Below are 17104 nucleotides of genomic sequence, written 5' to 3' on the forward strand. Positions count from 1 at the left end.
GGGGGGGGGGGGGTTCGCGACCCGGGGGCCGGGGGGGGGCCCCCCCCCCCGGGGGGGGGGGCCCCGCCTCCGCAACGGTGCCGCCGCGCGGCGGCACCGTTGCGGATCCATGAAAAGCGAAAACCCGCACCCCGCCGGGTGCCCCGGCTGGCCTCAACCCACCCACGAGACTGCGATGCTTGGCTCGTACCGCCGGACACGGCACGCCGGCACGGCACGAGCGAACGCGGGAGCGGTTGAGACGTGGAGCAGGACAGGGTGCGGGTGGTCATCGCCGAGGATTCAGTGCTGCTCCGTGAGGGCCTGACCCGGCTGCTGACCGATCGGGGGCACGACGTCGTGGCGGGCGTCGGGGACGCGGAGGCCCTGCTCAAGACGGTCGCGGACCTCGCGGCCGAGGACGGCCTGCCGGACGTGGTGGTCGCCGACGTGCGGATGCCGCCCACGCACACCGACGAGGGCGTACGGGCCGCCGTGCGGCTGCGCCGCGACCACCCCGGCATAGGCGTGCTGGTCCTGTCGCAGTACGTGGAGGAGCAGTACGCCACGGAGCTGCTGGCCGGGTCCAGCACCGGAGTCGGCTACCTGCTCAAGGACCGGGTAGCCGAGGTACGAGAGTTCGTGGACGCCGTGGTCCGCGTGGCGCGGGGCGGCACCGCCCTCGACCCCGAGGTCGTCGCCCAGCTGCTGGGCCGCAGCCGCAAGCAGGACGTACTGGCGGGGCTGACCCCGCGGGAGCGCGAGGTGCTGGGCCTGATGGCCGAGGGCCGGACGAATTCCGCGATCGCCAGGCAGCTGGTCGTCAGCGACGGCGCGGTGGAGAAGCACGTCAGCAACATCTTCATGAAGCTCGGCCTGTCACCGAGTGACGGGGATCACCGGCGGGTGCTCGCCGTTCTCACCTACCTGAATTCCTGACTACCTGACACTCTGTCAGCTAGCCGGAAGCCGGAATATCCGCCCATGGCAAGCCGTCTCACACGGATGGCGTCTCATTTCTGCGTCCAGCATATGAGAGGCCCCAGGAAGGGCACCCTTACCGACGTAGGGTTGGCCTTGGGACGCTCACGCCTCGAAGGAGGTCCAGTTCAGTGACCAGCCAGGTCAGTAGCCCAGCCGAGCAGGCCGACGGGGCCGATGAGGCCGTCGTCGGGGAACAGCGCACGCCCGCGGACGCCGGCGGCGCGGCGGCGCAGGGCGAAAAGGAAGTCCGCAAGCTCGACCGCGTGATCATCCGTTTCGCGGGTGACTCGGGTGACGGCATGCAGCTGACGGGTGACCGTTTCACCTCCGAGACGGCGTCCTTCGGCAACGATCTTTCGACGCTTCCGAACTTCCCCGCCGAAATCCGCGCGCCCGCAGGCACCCTGCCGGGCGTTTCCTCTTTCCAGCTGCATTTCGCCGACCACGACATCCTGACGCCGGGCGACGCCCCGAACGTCCTGGTGGCGATGAACCCGGCGGCGCTCAAGGCGAACATCGGCGACGTGCCGCGCGGCGCGGAGATCATCATCAACACCGATGAGTTCACCAAGCGCCCGATGGCCAAGGTCGGCTACGAGACCTCGCCGCTGGAAGACGGCTCGCTCGACGCGTACAGCGTCCACCCGGTACCGCTGACCACCCTGACGGTCGAGGCCCTGAAGGACTTCGGGCTCTCCCGCAAGGAGGCCGAGCGCAGCAAGAACATGTTCGCGCTGGGCCTGCTGAGCTGGATGTACCACCGGCCCACCGAGGGCACGGAGAACTTCCTGCGGCAGAAGTTCGCCAAGAAGCCGGACATCGCCGAGGCGAACGTGGCCGCCTTCCGGGCCGGCTGGAACTTCGGCGAGACGACCGAGGACTTCGCCGTCTCCTACGAGGTGGCGCCGGCCAGCCGGGCCTTCCCGCCCGGCACCTACCGGAACATCTCGGGGAACCTGGCCCTCTCGTACGGCCTGGTCGCCGCCTCCCGGCAGGCCGACCTGCCGCTCTACCTGGGCTCGTACCCGATCACCCCGGCCTCGGACATCCTGCACGAGCTGAGCAAGCACAAGAACTTCGGCGTGCGGACCTTTCAGGCCGAGGACGAGATCGCGGGCATCGGCGCGGCCCTGGGCGCGGCGTTCGGCGGCGCGCTGGCCGTGACGACCACCTCCGGCCCGGGTGTCGCGCTGAAGTCGGAGACGATCGGCCTGGCGGTCTCGCTGGAGCTGCCGCTGTTGATCGTGGACATCCAGCGCGGCGGCCCGTCCACCGGTCTGCCGACCAAGACCGAGCAGGCCGACCTGCTCCAGGCGATGTACGGGCGCAACGGCGAGGCCCCGGTCCCGATCGTGGCCCCGCGGACCCCGGCGGACTGCTTCGACGCCGCCCTCGACGCGGCGCGGATCGCGCTCACGTACCGCACCCCGGTCTTCCTCCTGTCCGACGGCTACCTGGCCAACGGCTCCGAGCCCTGGCGGGTCCCGGACGTGGAGGAGCTGCCCGACCTGCGGACGCTGTTCGCCACCGGCCCGAACCACACGCTGGCCGACGGCACCGAGGTCTTCTGGCCGTACAAGCGCGACCCCGAGACGCTGGCCCGCCCGTGGGCGGTGCCCGGCACCCCCGGGCTGGAGCACCGGATCGGCGGCATCGAGAAGCAGGACGGCACGGGCAACATCTCGTACGACCCGGCCAACCACGACTTCATGGTCCGCACCCGCCAGGCCAAGATCGACGGCATCGAGGTGCCGGACCTGGAGGTGGACGACCCGGACGGCGCGCGGACCCTGGTCATCGGCTGGGGTTCCACGTACGGACCGATCACGGCCGCGGTACGCCGGCTGCGGATCGCGGGCGTCCCGATCGCCCAGGCCCACCTGCGCCACCTGAACCCCTTCCCCCGGAATCTGGGCGAGGTCCTGGGGCGTTACGACAAGGTGGTGGTGCCCGAGATGAACCTCGGCCAGCTCGCGATGCTGCTGAGGGCGAAGTACCTGGTGGACGCCCGGTCGTACAACCAGGTCAACGGCATGCCCTTCAAGGCGGAGCAGCTCGCGAAGGCCCTCAAGGAGGCCATCAATGACTGAGACGACGGCCCACTCCCTGCTCTCCCTGGTCCCCAGGGCCGAGGCCAAGCAGTCCATGAAGGACTTCAAGTCGGACCAGGAGGTCCGCTGGTGCCCCGGCTGCGGTGACTACGCGGTGCTCGCCGCCGTACAGGGCTTCATGCCCGAGCTCGGCCTGGCGAAGGAGAACATCGTCTTCGTCTCCGGCATCGGCTGCTCCTCGCGCTTCCCGTACTACATGAACACGTACGGGATGCACTCCATCCACGGCCGCGCCCCGGCCATCGCGACGGGTCTCGCGTCCTCGCGGCGGGACCTGAGCGTGTGGGTGGTCACGGGTGACGGCGACGCGCTGTCGATCGGCGGCAACCACCTCATCCACGCCCTGCGGCGGAACGTCAACCTCAAGATCCTGCTGTTCAACAACCGGATCTACGGGCTGACCAAGGGCCAGTACAGCCCCACCTCCGAGATCGGCAAGATCACCAAGTCCACGCCGATGGGCTCGCTGGACGCGCCGTTCAACCCGGTGTCGCTGGCGATCGGCGCCGAGGCCTCCTTCGTGGCCCGGACCGTCGACTCCGACCGCAAGCACCTGACCGAGGTGCTGCGCGCGGCGGCCGAGCACAACGGCACGGCGCTGGTGGAGATCTACCAGAACTGCAACATCTTCAACGACGGCGCCTTCGAGGTCCTCAAGGACAAGGACCAGGCGCAGGAGGCCGTGATCCGGCTGGAGCACGGCCGGCCGATCCGCTTCGGGGCCGACGACCACAAGGGCGTCGTCCGCGACCCGGCGACCGGCGACCTGAAGGTGGTCGAGGTGACCCCGGAGAACGAGGGCTCGGTCCTGGTCCACGACGCGCACTCCGCGTCGCCGACCACGGCCTTCGCGCTGTCCCGGCTGGCCGACCCCGACACGCTGCACCAGACGCCGATCGGCGTGTTCCGCAGCGTGGCGCGGCCGGTGTACGACACGCAGATGGCGGACCAGCTCGACGACGCCATCGAGCAGCGCGGCAAGGGCGATCTGGGCGCGCTCCTGACCGGCAACGACACCTGGACGGTCGTGGGCTAGCCCCGGCGGCGCACCGCACCGGCGAAGCCCGGGCCCCCTTCGGGAGGCCCGGGCTTCCGCGTGTCCGGGCTCCGGCCGCCCTCGGACCGGTTCACTTTCTAAAAGTTAGCGCTTTCTGTAAGGTAGTGGTCATCGCCACCGGCACGTCCCCGCCGCACCGAAGGAGCACCACCATGAGCATCGTCGTCACCGGAGCCACCGGAGCCCTGGGCCGCCTCGTCATCGACGAGCTGCTGGACCGGGTGCCGGCCGGAGAGATCGCCGCCGTCGTCCGCGACGAGGCCAAGGCCGCCGACCTGGCCGCCCGCGGCGTGGAGCTGCGGGTGGCCGACTACGACCGGCCCGAGACCCTCGCCGGCGCCTTCCGGGCCGGCGACCGCGTCCTGCTGATCTCGGGCAACGAGGTCGGCCGGCGCGTCCCGCAGCACACCGCGGTGATCGAGGCCGCCCGGGCCGCCGGCGTCGCGCAGCTCGCGTACACCGGGATCCTCGGCGGGCCGGAGGCCGACTTCGAGCTCGCCGCCGAGCACAAGGAGACCGAGGAGGCGATCCTCGCCTCGGGCCTGCCCCACACCTTCCTGCGCAACGGCTGGTACCACGAGAACTACACCGCCAACCTGGGCGCGGTCCTGGAGCACGGCGTGGTGGTGGGCAGCGCCGGAGACGGCCGGATCGCCTCCGCCGCCCGGGCCGACTACGCCGCCGCGGCGGCCGCCGTCCTGACCGGCGAGGGGCACCTGAACGCCGTGTACGAGCTGAGCGGCGACCACGCCTGGAGCCTGGCCGAGTACGCCGCCGAGGTCGCGGCCCAGTCGGGCCGTACGGTCGTCCACTCCGACGTGCCGGCCGCCGCGCACCTGGAGATCCTCAAGGGCGCCGGGCTGCCGGAGGGCTTCGCCGCGGTCCTGGTCGACGTGGACGCGGCCATCGCGCGGGGCGCCCTGGCCGGAACCGGCGGGGACCTGCGCCGGCTGATCGGGCGTCCGACGACGCCGGTGGCCGAGGCCATCTCCCGGGCCCTGGCCTGACCTGCCGCCCCCTCCCCGGTCAGCCCGGTCCGGCGCCCGCCGGACCGGGCTGCGTCCGGAATGCGGTCACGAGCGTCACGTATCTACGGGCATGACACGAGGGGTGTCCGAAAGCTACCGTCGAGGGATTGGCGTACGGCAGCTCTGGAGGGTCCGTGAAGGTACGCAGTGAGCAGCGGACAGGGCTGCTGTACGGGTTCGGCGCCTACGGCATGTGGGGGCTGGTCCCCCTCTTCTGGCCGCTGCTGAAGCCGTCCGGGGCGGTCGAGATCCTCGCGCACCGGATGGTGTGGTCCCTGGCCGTGGTGGGCGTGGCGCTGCTGGCCCTGCGCCGCTGGGGCTGGATACGCGAGCTGGTGCGCCAGCCGCGCCGGCTGGCGCTGACCGCCGCCGCGGCCGCCGTGATCACGGTGAACTGGGGCGTCTACATCTGGGCCGTCAACAACGACCACGTCGTCGAGGCCTCGCTCGGCTACTTCGCCAACCCCCTGGTCGTGATCGCCATGGGCGTGCTGCTGCTCGGCGAGCGGCTGCGGCCCCTGCAGTGGGTCGCGGTCGGCATCGGCTTCGCGGCGGTGCTGGTGCTCGCCATCGGGTACGGGCGACCGCCCTGGATCGCGCTGACGCTGGCCTTCTCGTTCGGCACGTACGGCCTGATCAAGAAGAAGGTCAACCTCGGCGGACTGGAGTCCCTCGCGGCCGAGACCGCCATCCAGTTCCTGCCCGCCCTCGCCTACCTGCTCTGGCTCGGCTCCGCGGGACGGTCCACCTTCGGCACCGAGGGCACGGGGCACGCGGCCCTGCTCGCCGCGACCGGTGTCGTGACCGCCGTACCGCTGGTCTGCTTCGGCGCCGCCGCGATCCGGGTGCCGCTGTCGACGCTGGGGATGCTCCAGTACCTCGCGCCCGTCTTCCAGTTCGCCCTCGGCGTCCTGTACTTCCACGAGGCCATGCCGCCCGAGCGGTGGGCCGGCTTCGCCCTGGTGTGGGCCGCGCTGGTGCTGCTGACCTGGGACGCGCTGCGCACCGCGCGCCGTACGCGGGCCGAGCTGGGGCGGCGCACGGCGCAGGCGGCGGAGGCCGCGCCGGTGCGGGAGGCCGCGTCCCCCTCGTAACCGCCCAACCCTCCAGCCTCACACGCGCAGGCGCCCGTACGGACTTCCGTACGGGCGCTTGTCCGTATGACGAACACACCTGACCGAATAAGGCTCTTGACGGAGAGTCAAGCTCTCACTGAACATCAGGCACGCACGGTCGCTCCACCAGCTCGGACAGCTGCTGCCGCCAGGACAGCTCTTGCCGCTCGAGCCGCTCCACTGCACTGACCTCGCACGTTCCGTTCTGTCCCCGTTCGGAATACCGGAGCCCCCACATGAGCCTCTCCGTCCCCCGGCGGCTGGCCGCCGTGACCGCACTCGCGGTCGCGGGCCTGTTCGCCTCCACCGCCCCCGCCGCGCTCGCCGCCCCCGCGGCCGCGGCCGCAGCGCCCACCCCGCCGGACATACCCCTCGCGAACGTCAAGGCGCACCTGTCCCAGCTCCAGACGATCGCGACGAACAACGGCGGCAACCGCGCGCACGGGCGCACCGGCTACAAGGCCTCGATCGACTACGTGAAGGCCAAGCTCGACGCCGCCGGCTACACCACCACGCTGCAGACCTTCACCTCCAGCGGTGCCACGGGCTACAACCTGATCGCCGACTGGCCCGGCGGCGACCCGAACTCGGTCCTGATGGCCGGCTCGCACCTCGACTCGGTCAGCTCGGGTCCCGGCATCAACGACAACGGCTCGGGTTCCGCCGCCGTCCTGGAGACCGCGCTGGCCGTCTCCCGGGCCGGGCTCCAGCCCACCAAGCACCTCCGCTTCGGCTGGTGGGGCGCGGAGGAGCTGGGCCTCGTCGGGTCGAAGTACTACGTGAACCAGCTGCCCAGCGCGGAGCGCGCGAAGATCTCGGGCTACCTGAACTTCGACATGATCGGCTCGCCGAACCCGGGCTACTTCGTCTACGACGACGACCCCACGATCGAGCAGACCTTCAAGACCTACTTCGCGGGCATCGGCGTCCCGACGGAGATCGAGACCGAGGGCGACGGCCGGTCCGACCACGCGTCGTTCAAGAACGTGGGCATCGCCGTGGGCGGCCTCTTCACGGGCGCCAGCAACACGAAGACCAGCGCCCAGGCACAGAAGTGGGGCGGCACGGCCGGGCAGTCCTTCGACCGCTGCTACCACTCCTCGTGCGACACCACGTCGAACATCAACGACACCGCGCTCGACCGGAACAGCGACGCCGTCGCCTACGCGATCTGGAACCTGGGCGCCTCGACGCCGGTCCCGCCCGGCCCGTCCTTCGAGAACACCACGGACGTCAACATCCCGGACTCCCCCGCGGCCGCGGTGAACTCGCCGATCACGGTCTCCGGCGTCACGGGCAACGCGCCGGCCACCACCAAGGTGGACGTGAACATCGTCCACACCTACCGCGGTGACCTGATCGTGGACCTGGTGGCCCCGGACGGCTCGGTCTACAACCTGCACAACCGCACCGGTGGCAGCGCCGACAACATCGTCCAGAGCTACACCGTCAACGCCTCCAGCGAGGTCGCGAACGGTGTCTGGAACCTGCGGGTGCGCGACGCCGCGGCCCAGGACGTCGGCTACATCAACAGCTGGAAGATCACCTTCTGAGCCGGCCGCGGACGACCGCCCGCCGAGGCTGAGGAAACGAACCCGCTCCCGTGGTCAGAGTTCCACGGGAGCGGGTTCGATGCGTGAGCGGAGTTCGTCGGCGACGGCCGCGATGTCGGCCTTCCCCAGCTTGGCCGCCTCGACCAGGTCGCCGAGGAGTTCGGGCGAGGGGAGCCGGTCCGCCCCGGCCACCCGCAGGTACGAGCGGGTCGCGGCGGCGGCGTAGAACTCGTTCATCGGCGATTCCAGCGCCGGGCACACGGCCAGCGTGTGCAGGAACGCGGCGGCCCGCCAGGCGATGTCGGGGGGCGGCGCGTCCGGCAGCATCACCAGGTCGCTCTGGTGGCGGGCCACCGCGGCGACCACGCCCGAGGGGTCCCAGACCGCCGGGTCGGAGGGCAGGTGGTGGGCCAGTGCCGTCCAGGCCCACTCCTCGGTGATCTTCAAGTGCCGAACCGCTTCTGGAAGTAGCCCCAGTGGTCGGCGAACTCCTCGATGCCGGCGAGGAAGTCGCGCCGGTCCTGGTCCAGTTCGCGCTCGGTGACCTCGGTGATCAGTGCGGTGACGGTCGTCCCCAGGGCCGCCGCCCGCGCCTTCAGGCGGTCGTGGAACTCCTCGTCCAGGCGGATGGTGACGTGTCTCGACATGCCGTCAACCGTACAGCGGCCGCGCTGTACGGAACACCGGAACGGGCGAGGGGTGGCCCGGGACACACGTCCCGGGCCACCCCTCGCCGTCTCCGTACGACGCCGGACTACCCGGCGGCGTTGGCCGCCTTCAGCAGCGCGTCCTTGGTGACCGCACCGACGTACACCTTGCCGTTGTCCGTCACGAGCGCGTTGACCACGCGGGTCGACAGGATCCGGCCCTCGCCGAACTTCCCGGAGACCTTGTCGCCGATGGAGTCCAGGAAGGTCTGGGCCTGCTTCGGGACGTCCTTCTCACCCTTGACCGCGTTCAGACCCTTGCCGCCCGGCACGCTGATCTCCGCGATCGTGGCCCAGCCCTCGCCGATGACCTTCGTCTCGCCGCCCTCGGCGCCGGCGCCGCCGGCCAGACCCTCCGTCAGACCGCCGAGCCCCGGCAGCGACTCCAGCCGCTTGAGCGCCTCCTCGTGACCGGCCTTGCCGTGCTTGCCGTCCTTGCCGAACTCCTTCTCCGCGTCCTTGCCCTCGGTCACCTGGGCGCCCTTGGGCGGGGTGAAGGAGAAGGTGTCCGCGGCCGGCTTCGAGAAGTCGACCTTGGTGAAGCCCGCGTCGAGGATCGGCTTGCCGCCCTCGCTGGAGAGCACCTGGACGCGCAGCGGGGTGCCGTTCTTCCCGTCCACCGCGATCTTGACCGAGCCGATGGTGGAGCCGCTCTGCTTGGGCGTGAGGACCAGCTGGTACGCGTCCCGGCCGGCGACCTGCGCGGTGTCGCCCACGCTGACCGCGGTGGTCGGACCGGCCGCCTTCAGCGCCTCCTGGGCGATCTCCTTCGGGGTGGCGGGCACGCGGTCGGCCGTCTTGTGGCGCGGGCCGCCCTCGTGCGCCTCCTCGGTGTCGTGGAAGACCTGGTTGGACTTGCTGTCGTAGCCCCAGACGTCCTTGCCGTTGTGGATGAGGCTGTACTCGTCCGGGCCGTCCACGAAGGTGAGCTTCTGGCGGTCCGGGCCGTCGGCCGCGACCTTGAAGGTGTGGGTGCCGGTGACCAGTTCGGCGAGCCGGTCCTCGGGGTTCGCCGAGCCGCCGGCGCCGCCCCCGCCGCCCAGCGCGCCGCCGAGCAGGCCGTCCGCGAAGGACGGGAGCCCGAGGTCCGTGCTGACCTTGGCCGTGCCGGACAGCTGCTGCGTGTCCGAGGCGGCGATCTTCTCGATGAGCTCCTGTGCCGAGATCTTCGGCAGATCGGGGCTGCCGTTGGCCGCGAGCGCCGGGACCAGCCCGATCGTCGCGGCGGCCACGCCCGCCACCGCCACCGGTACGACGTACCGGGCGGCCTTGCGGCGGCCCGCCCGGAGGTCCGCGGCCTCTTCGGCCTGAGCGCCCTCGGGGTTTCCGCTTACGTTCGGTGCCATCTTCGTCCTGCCTCCGTGTCACCCGATGTGGTGGGGATGGTGCATCCATCTGACCAAACGGGAGCCGCCGGAGCGTCAGCCCACGGATTCAACTCCGCGTACTACGCAGGGATGACACGAGGGGGCACGGTCTCCCCCATCCCGTAGGGGACGGGGGAGCCGGAGGTCGCACCCGCGCCGGACTCAGCCCGCGCGGTGGACGACCGCGTCGCACAGCTCTTGGAGCGCGGCCTTGGCGAAGCACTCGGGCAGCGGCGCCAGCGTGGACCGCGCCTCCTCCGCGTACCGGATGGTGTCGCGGCGGGCCTGCTCCAGCGCCGGGTGCACCCGCAGCCGCGCCAGGGCCTCGGCGTGCCGGGCGTCGTCGGTGAGGTCGCCGTCCAGCAGCGCGACGAGGTCCAGGTCCTCCGGCCTGCCGTCGCGGGCGGCCAGCTCGCGCAGCCGGAGCACGGGCAGCGTCGGGATGCCCTCGCGCAGGTCCGTACCCGGGGTCTTGCCGGACTCGTGGGAGTCGGAGGCCACGTCCAGCACGTCGTCGGCCAGCTGGAAGGCGAGGCCGAGGCGCTCGCCGTACTGGGTGAGGATGTCGACGACGCTCTCGTCGGCGCCGGACATCATCGCGCCGAAGCGGCAGGACACGGCGACGAGCGAACCCGTCTTGCCGGCCATGACCTCCAGGTAGTGCTCGACCGGGTCCCGGCCGTCGCGCGGACCCGCGGTCTCCAGGATCTGGCCGGTGACCAGCCGCTCGAAGGCCTCGGCCTGGATGCGGACGGCCTCCGGGCCGAGGTCGGCCAGGATGTGCGAGGCACGGGCGAAGAGGAAGTCACCCGTCAGGACGGCCACCGAGTTGCCCCAGCGGGCGTTCGCGCTGGGCACGCCACGGCGCACGTCCGCCTCGTCCATGACGTCGTCGTGGTACAGCGTGGCCAGGTGCGTGAGCTCCACCACCACGGCGGAGGGCACGATCCGCGGCGTGTGCGGGTCCCCGAACTGCGCGGCGAGCATCACGAGCAGCGGGCGGAAACGCTTGCCACCGGCGCGCACCAGGTGCTGCGCGGCCTCGGTGATGAAGGGGACGTCACTCTTGGTGGCTTCGAGCAGACCCTCCTCGACGGCCGCCAGTCCGGCCTGGACATCGGTCTCAAGAGCCTGGTCCCGCACGCTCAGTCCGAACGGCCCGACGACGGTCACGAGGGGTACTCCTGTCTGCTGACTCACACGGTTTGTCGATGTGTCGCTGCCATCACTCAAGTCAGCGTATCCGGTCCGTTTTCGATCTCGGAGAGCGGCCGTGCTCCAGCCCCCGCGCAGCGCCCGATCAGCACCGGTATGTTCTAGAGCAGCTGATACCACCCGGAGATTCCGTTTTGTCGCACACTGTCACCGATACCGAGCCCAACGAACCGGGCGGCGGGAACCCCGCCGCCGAGCAGCCCCCGCCGGGCGACGACCACGCCTTCCTCGGCCACCCGCGGGGGCTCGCCACGCTGTCCGGACTGGAGGTCTGGGAGCGCTTCTCGTTCCTGGGCATGCAGGCGATCCTCGTCCTGTACTTCGCCGACACCGTCGCGAACGGCGGCCTCGGCATGGACCCGGGCACGGCCGCCTCCGTCTCGGCGGCCTACGGGACCATGGTGTACCTCGTGTCGGTGGCCGGCGGCTGGCTCGCCGACCGGATCCTCGGCTCGTACCGGGCCGTGCTGTGGGGCGGCGTCCTGATCGCCTGCGGCCACTACGCCATGGCCGTCCCCACCACGGCGATGACCTGGGCCGGTCTGGGCCTGATCAGCGCCGGCACGGGCCTGCTGAAGCCGAACGTCGCCAGCATGGTCGGGAAGCTCTACCGGACGGACGACGACCGGCGCGACGCCGGCTTCGCCCTCTACTACACGGGCATCAACATCGGCGCCTTCGCCGGCCCGCTGATCACCGGCTGGCTGGGCGAGCACCAGGGCTGGCACTGGGGCTTCTCGGCCGCCGCCGTCGGCATGACGGCCGGGCTGGTCCAGTACGTCGCCGGCCGCCGCCACCTGGCCGGGGGCAGGCACGCCGCCGGGTTCGCGCTCGCCCCCGACGCGATGCGGCGCGCCGTCCGGCTGATCATCGGCGGGCTCGCCGCCGCCGCGCTGCTGTGCGGGGTGCTGGCGGCCGCGGGGTGGCTGACCATGGACCGGTTCGTGGACCTGCTCACCCTGGTCTCGGTGATCGCCCCGGCCGTCTACTTCGCGGTGATGTTCCGCAGCCCGCGGGTGACCGCCGCGGAGCGCGGCCGGCTCCGCCCGTACGTGGTGCTCTTCCTCGCCTCCGTGGCCTTCAACTTCATCCTCTTCCAGGCGTACTCGACGATGATGCTGCTGGCCTCGACGAACGCCAGGACCACCATCCTCGGCTTCGACTTCCCCGCGAGCTGGTACGCCTCCGCGCTCGGCGCCTTCGAGGTGGCGCTGGCCCCGGTCGTGGCCGCCGTGTGGGCCCGGATGGGCCACCGCCAGCCGCACGCCTCCAACAAGATCGCCATCGGCGTGCTGCTGGGCGGCCTGTCCTTCCTGCTGATGGTCGTGCCGACCTCCGGGCACGAGGGCGACACGTACCGCATGGCGGCCTGGTGGATCGTCGGCTCGTACCTGCTGCTCGGCCTGGGCGACGTACTCCTGGAGACCTCGGGCATGTCCGCCACCACCAAGCTGGCGCCCCGGGCCTTCGCGAGCCAGACCATGGCCCTGTGGTTCCTGTCGCTGGCCCTCGCCAACGGCATCCAGGCCCAGGTGGTCAAGCTCTACGGCACGCTCTCCCACCCCGTGTACTTCGGCCTGAACGGCGCCGTCGCGATCGTCGCCGGCCTGGCCGTGCTCGCCCTCGCGCCGTGGCTGCGGCGCACGATGCACCCCGTCCACTGACGCCGGAGGGACCCTGTGGCCATCCGTACGGAGTTCCCCTACGAGACCACCCGCGAGGACGTCTGGATCCCGCTGCCGGACGGGGTCCGGCTGTACGCGCGGATCTGGCGCCCGGTGACGGACGAGGCCGTGCCGGTGCTGCTGGAGTACCTGCCGTACCGGCTCACCGACTGGACCGCGCCGCGCGACTGGCAGCGCCACCCCTGGTACGCCGGCCACGGCTACGCGTCCGTCCGGGTGGACCTGCGCGGGCACGGCAACAGCGACGGCCGGCCGGGCGACGAGTACGACGCGCGGGAGCTGGCCGACGGGGTCGCGGTGGTGGAGTGGCTGGCGGCCCAGCCGTGGTGCACGGGCGCGGTCGGCATGTTCGGCATCTCCTGGGGCGGCTTCAACAGCCTCCAGATCGCGGCGCTGGCGCCCGGGGCGCTGAAGGCCGTCGTGACGGTCTGCTCCACCGACGACCGCTACGACAACGACGTCCACTACATGGGCGGCTCGGTGCTGGGCGTGGACATGCACGCCTGGGCGGCGACCATGCTGGCCTTCGCCGCCCGGCCGCCGGACCCGCTGTACGCGGGCGGGGGCTGGCGGGAGCGCTGGCTGGACCGGCTGGAGTCCCTGGAGCCGCTCGTCCACACCTGGCTGGCCCACCAGACGCGGGACGCGTACTGGCGGCACGGCAGCGTCTGCGAGGACTACGGGGCGGTGCGGGCCGCCGTGCTGGCGGTGGGCGGCTGGCACGACCCGTACCGCGACACGGTGCTGCGGCTGGTCTCGGCCCTGCCGGCCGACCGGGTGCGCGGGATCATCGGGCCCTGGTCGCACCAGTACCCGGACCGGGGGCTGCCGCCCGGACCGGCGATCGGCTTCCTCCAGGAGACCCTGCGCTGGTGGGACCACTGGCTCAAGGGCGAGGACACCGGGGTGCTCGACGAGCCGCTGCTGCGCTCCTGGATCAGCGACTCGCACCCGCCCGCGACCACGTACGAGCGGCTCGGCGGCCGCTGGGTGGGCGACCCGGCCTGGCCCTCCCCGAACGTCGCGCCGGTGCGGTACGAGCTCCGGGGCGAGCCGGTGCGGGTGGCCTCGCCGCAGCACACGGGGCTGGACGCGGGGCGCTTCTTCCCCTTCGGCAACGACGCGGACCTGCCGCCCGACCAGCGGGAGGAGGACGCGAAGTCGGCCTGCTTCGAGTTCGCGGTGGACGAGGGGCCGGTGGACGTGCTGGGGCGGCCGGTGGTCCGGCTCCGGCTGCGGATGGACGTACCGCACGGGCAGGTCGTCGCCCGGGTCTGCGACGTGGCCCCGGACGGGTCCTCCACCCTGGTGACGCGGGGCGCGCTGAACCTGGGCGCGCGGGAGGGCCGCGACCGGTCCGTGGACTGGCCCAGGGGCTCGGTGCAGTCGGTGGCCTTCGAGCTGAACGGCATCGGCCACAGCTTCCCGCCCGGCCACCGGATCCGGCTCGCGCTGTCGTCGGCGTACTGGCCGTGGATCTGGCCGCGGCCCGGCTCCGAGGCCGGGTGGACGCTGGACCCGGCGGGCAGCTCGCTGGAGCTGCCGGTGCGGGCGCGGACGCCGTCGGAGGGCGTGGCCTTCGAGGAGCCCGAGCAGGCGCCGCCGCTCGGGGTGACCTTCCCGGAGACGCTGGACGAGCCGCGGCCGGAGCGGGTGGTGGTGCGGGACGTGGCCGCGGGCACGTGGCGGCTGGAGGTGGACCCGCGGTACGGAGGGAAGCGGGTGTACCCGGACGGCCTGGAGTTCGAGGAGGACGCGCTGGAGGTGTACGAGGTCCAGGACGACGACCCGCTGTCCGCCCGGGCGCGCTCCGAGTGGCGGATCCGGCTGCACCGGGCGGATGCGGGGTGGGACGTGCGGGTGGCGACGACCTCGTCGACGGAGTGCGACGCGGAGTCGTTCCTCGTCCGGAACGAGATCGTCTGCCGGGAGGGCGAGGAGGTCGCCTTCCACCGCACGTGGGAGCACCGCATCCCGCGCACGGCCGGCTGACCCCGCCGGGTCCCGCACCGAGGGCCACCGCCGGGACCCCGCACCCGGAGGCGCACCGCACCCGGCACGGGCCCGGCACCCGGCACCCGGCACCCGGCACCCGGCACCCGGCACCCGCTACGCGAAGAGGCGCTCCAGGACGACCGCGATGCCGTCCTCCTCGTTCGAGAGGGTGATCTCGTCGGCCACCGCGCGGAGCTCGGGGTGCGCGTTGGACATCGCCACCCCGTGCCCGGCCCAGGCGAACATCGGGATGTCGTTCGGCATGTCGCCGAAGGCGATCGTCGACGAGGCCGGCAGCCCCAGCGCACCGGCGGCCAGCGCCAGCCCGCTCGCCTTCGTCACCCCCGGCGGCTGGAGCTCCACCGTGTGCTCCCCCGCCATCGTCACGTTCACCATGTGCCCGACCACGCCCCGCGCCACCCGGGTCAGTTCGTCGTCGTCCAGCCGCGGGTGCTGGAGCAGCACCTTCGTGATCGGCGAGGCCCACAGGGCCGCCCGCTGCGGGACCCGGACCACGGGGAGGTGCGGGCGGTGCCCCATCCGGTAGCCGGGGGCCATCACCATCTCCGCGTCCACGCCGTCCCGGTCGACCGCCGCGTACACCTCGCCGATCTCCGCCTCGATCTTGCCGAGGGCCACCTCCGCCAGCTCCCGGTCCAGCGTCACGGAGCTGAGCATCCGGCCCACCCCGGCGTCGTACAGCTGTGCGCCCTGCCCGCACACCGCGAGCCCCCCGTAGCCCAGTCCGTCCAGGACGTGCCGCACCTGTGGGACGGGGCGCCCGGTGACCACGATGTGCTGGGCGCCCGCGGCGCGCGCCCGCGCGAGCGCCGCGTACGAGCGGGGTGAGATGGTGTCCCCGGCGCGCAGCAGCGTGCCGTCGAGGTCAGTGGCGATCAGGGCATAGGGGAGAGCCGAAGTCACGGCGTCAAGGATACGGATCAACACCGGGACCCTTATGGACAAGTCATATAAATAGCCCCCGAATCCGGCCTCCCGAACCGCCCGCCCCCCACGTAACGTGTGCTCCGCACTGTGTACGCCGGGACACCCCCGGACCGCGTGAAAGCGAGGCAGCACCCCATGCCCGAGCAGAGCCCCCTGGACCTCCCCGAGGGTGACCCTTTCGGTCCGCACAATCTGCCGTACGGCGTGTTCTCGACCGGTGACGAATCCACCCGGCGCATTGGAGTGCGCATCGGCGCGCACGTCCTCGACGCGGGCGCCGTCGCCGTCGCACTCGGCTCCCCGCACGCCGCCCTGCTCGGCGCCCCCTCCCTCAACCCGCTCCTCGCCGCCGGCCGCGCCACCTGGACCGCCGTGCGCGCCGCGCTCACCGAGTGGGTCACCGACCCGGCGCACCGCGCCGCCGTCGAGCCCCTGCTGGTCCCGCTGGACGCCGTCACGCTGCACCTGCCGTACGAGGTCGCCGACTACGTCGACTTCTACGCGAGCGAGCACCACGCCACCAACGTCGGCCGGATGTTCCGCCCCGACGGCGACGCGCTGACGCCCAACTGGAAGCACCTGCCCATCGGTTACCACGGCCGCTCGGGCACCATCGTGGTCTCCGGCACCGACGTCGTGCGCCCCTCCGGCCAGCGGAAGGCCCCCGCCGACCCGGCGCCCGTCTTCGGCCCGAGCATCAAGCTCGACATCGAGGCCGAGGTCGGCTTCGTCGTCGGCACCCCCTCCACCATGGGCGAGCCGGTCGCGCTGGCGGACTTCCGCGAGCACGTCTTCGGCCTCTTCCTGCTGAACGACTGGTCCGCGCGCGACATCCAGGCGTGGGAGTACGTGCCGCTCGGCCCGTTCCTCGGCAAGTCCTTCGCCACCTCCGTATCGGCCTGGGTGACCCCGCTGGAGGCCCTCGACGCCGCCCGCGTGACGCCCCCGGCGCGCGACTTCCCGCTCCTGCCGTACGTGGACGACGCGGCCGTCGAGCCGGGCGGCTACGACCTGCGCATCACGGTGTCGATCAACGGCCAGGAGGTGGCCCACCCGCCGTTCGCCACCATGTACTGGACGGCCGCCCAGCAGCTCGCCCACATGACGGTCAACGGCGCCTCCCTGCGCACCGGCGACGTCTACGGCTCCGGCACGGTCAGCGGCCCCGAGGTGAACCAGCGCGGCTCGCTGCTGGAGCTGACCTGGAACGGCCGGGACGCGATCGAACTGGCCGAGGGCAAGCGCACCTTCCTGGAGGACGGCGACACCGTCACCCTCACCGCCTGGGCCCCGGGCGCCGACGGCACCCGCATCGGCCTCGGCGAGGTCACCGGCACCATCACCCCGGCCGGACGCTGAC

The 17104-nt window shown here is 72.0% G+C and carries 14 protein-coding genes; 9 read left to right on the plus strand and 5 right to left on the minus strand.

Annotated features, from left to right (window positions below):
• Nucleotides 1-258 precede the first annotated feature (258 nt).
• The 6 genes from ACIQUR_RS14655 (at nt 259) to ACIQUR_RS14680 (ending at nt 7827) form a co-directional block, all read left to right on the plus strand.
• Nucleotides 259-918, plus strand: a complete 660-nt coding sequence (locus ACIQUR_RS14655) for a LuxR C-terminal-related transcriptional regulator (RefSeq protein ID WP_403663942.1) — start codon at nt 259-261, stop codon at nt 916-918.
• Nucleotides 919-1091: 173 nt separating this feature from the next.
• Nucleotides 1092-3053 carry a 2-oxoacid:acceptor oxidoreductase subunit alpha gene (locus ACIQUR_RS14660; RefSeq protein ID WP_403663591.1) on the plus strand — a complete coding sequence of 654 codons (1962 nt, stop codon included), beginning with the start codon at nt 1092-1094 and terminating at the stop codon, nt 3051-3053.
• Nucleotides 3046-4110 carry a 2-oxoacid:ferredoxin oxidoreductase subunit beta gene (locus ACIQUR_RS14665; RefSeq protein WP_403663594.1) on the plus strand — a complete coding sequence of 355 codons (1065 nt, stop codon included), beginning with the start codon at nt 3046-3048 and terminating at the stop codon, nt 4108-4110. The genes ACIQUR_RS14660 and ACIQUR_RS14665 overlap by 8 nt, the downstream gene beginning before the upstream one ends.
• 173 nt (nt 4111-4283) lie before the next feature.
• A complete protein-coding gene (locus ACIQUR_RS14670; RefSeq protein ID WP_403663597.1) occupies nt 4284-5138 on the plus strand; it encodes an SDR family oxidoreductase in 855 nt (284 codons plus the stop codon).
• A gap of 155 nt (nt 5139-5293) precedes the next feature.
• Nucleotides 5294-6253: an EamA family transporter RarD gene (gene rarD, locus ACIQUR_RS14675; RefSeq protein WP_403663600.1), complete on the plus strand. Its 960-nt coding sequence runs from the start codon at nt 5294-5296 to the stop codon at nt 6251-6253.
• Nucleotides 6254-6510: 257 nt separating this feature from the next.
• Nucleotides 6511-7827 carry a M28 family metallopeptidase gene (locus ACIQUR_RS14680; protein ID WP_403663603.1) on the plus strand — a complete coding sequence of 439 codons (1317 nt, stop codon included), beginning with the start codon at nt 6511-6513 and terminating at the stop codon, nt 7825-7827.
• A 54-nt stretch (nt 7828-7881) separates the two neighbouring features.
• Here ACIQUR_RS14680 and ACIQUR_RS14685 read toward each other — a convergent pair whose 3' ends face one another.
• The 4 genes from ACIQUR_RS14685 to ACIQUR_RS14700 all read right to left on the minus strand — a co-directional run bounded on the left by ACIQUR_RS14685 (nt 7882) and on the right by ACIQUR_RS14700 (nt 11074).
• Nucleotides 7882-8274 carry a hypothetical protein gene (locus ACIQUR_RS14685; protein WP_403663606.1) on the minus strand — a complete coding sequence of 131 codons (393 nt, stop codon included), beginning with the start codon at nt 8272-8274 and terminating at the stop codon, nt 7882-7884.
• Nucleotides 8271-8474 (minus strand): hypothetical protein, encoded by a 204-nt coding sequence (locus ACIQUR_RS14690; protein WP_399945891.1) that lies wholly within the window; start codon nt 8472-8474, stop codon nt 8271-8273. Before ACIQUR_RS14690 ends, ACIQUR_RS14685 begins: the two co-directional genes overlap by 4 nt.
• A gap of 107 nt (nt 8475-8581) precedes the next feature.
• Nucleotides 8582-9880, minus strand: a complete 1299-nt coding sequence (locus tag ACIQUR_RS14695) for an outer membrane lipoprotein carrier protein LolA (protein WP_403663609.1) — start codon at nt 9878-9880, stop codon at nt 8582-8584.
• A gap of 183 nt (nt 9881-10063) precedes the next feature.
• The gene (locus ACIQUR_RS14700; RefSeq protein ID WP_403663612.1) at nt 10064-11074 is read right to left on the minus strand and encodes a polyprenyl synthetase family protein; all 1011 of its coding nucleotides are present in this window, start codon (nt 11072-11074) and stop codon (nt 10064-10066) included.
• A gap of 176 nt (nt 11075-11250) precedes the next feature.
• Here ACIQUR_RS14700 and ACIQUR_RS14705 point away from each other — a divergent pair, with 176 nt between their 5' ends.
• Both ACIQUR_RS14705 and ACIQUR_RS14710 read left to right on the plus strand, forming a co-directional pair.
• The gene (locus ACIQUR_RS14705; protein ID WP_403663615.1) at nt 11251-12780 is read left to right on the plus strand and encodes a peptide MFS transporter; all 1530 of its coding nucleotides are present in this window, start codon (nt 11251-11253) and stop codon (nt 12778-12780) included.
• A gap of 15 nt (nt 12781-12795) precedes the next feature.
• A complete protein-coding gene (locus ACIQUR_RS14710; RefSeq protein ID WP_403663618.1) occupies nt 12796-14793 on the plus strand; it encodes a CocE/NonD family hydrolase in 1998 nt (665 codons plus the stop codon).
• A gap of 117 nt (nt 14794-14910) precedes the next feature.
• Here ACIQUR_RS14710 and ACIQUR_RS14715 read toward each other — a convergent pair whose 3' ends face one another.
• Nucleotides 14911-15720: an HAD-IIB family hydrolase gene (locus ACIQUR_RS14715; protein ID WP_399945878.1), complete on the minus strand. Its 810-nt coding sequence runs from the start codon at nt 15718-15720 to the stop codon at nt 14911-14913.
• A 159-nt stretch (nt 15721-15879) separates the two neighbouring features.
• Between ACIQUR_RS14715 and fahA the strand changes: the two genes are divergently transcribed.
• The gene (fahA, locus tag ACIQUR_RS14720) at nt 15880-17103 is read left to right on the plus strand and encodes a fumarylacetoacetase (protein WP_403663620.1); all 1224 of its coding nucleotides are present in this window, start codon (nt 15880-15882) and stop codon (nt 17101-17103) included.
• Nucleotide 17104: the final 1 nt, after the last annotated feature.

The organism is Streptomyces sp. NPDC101132 (genome assembly GCF_044759225.1).
GTDB lineage: Bacteria > Actinomycetota > Actinomycetes > Streptomycetales > Streptomycetaceae > Streptomyces.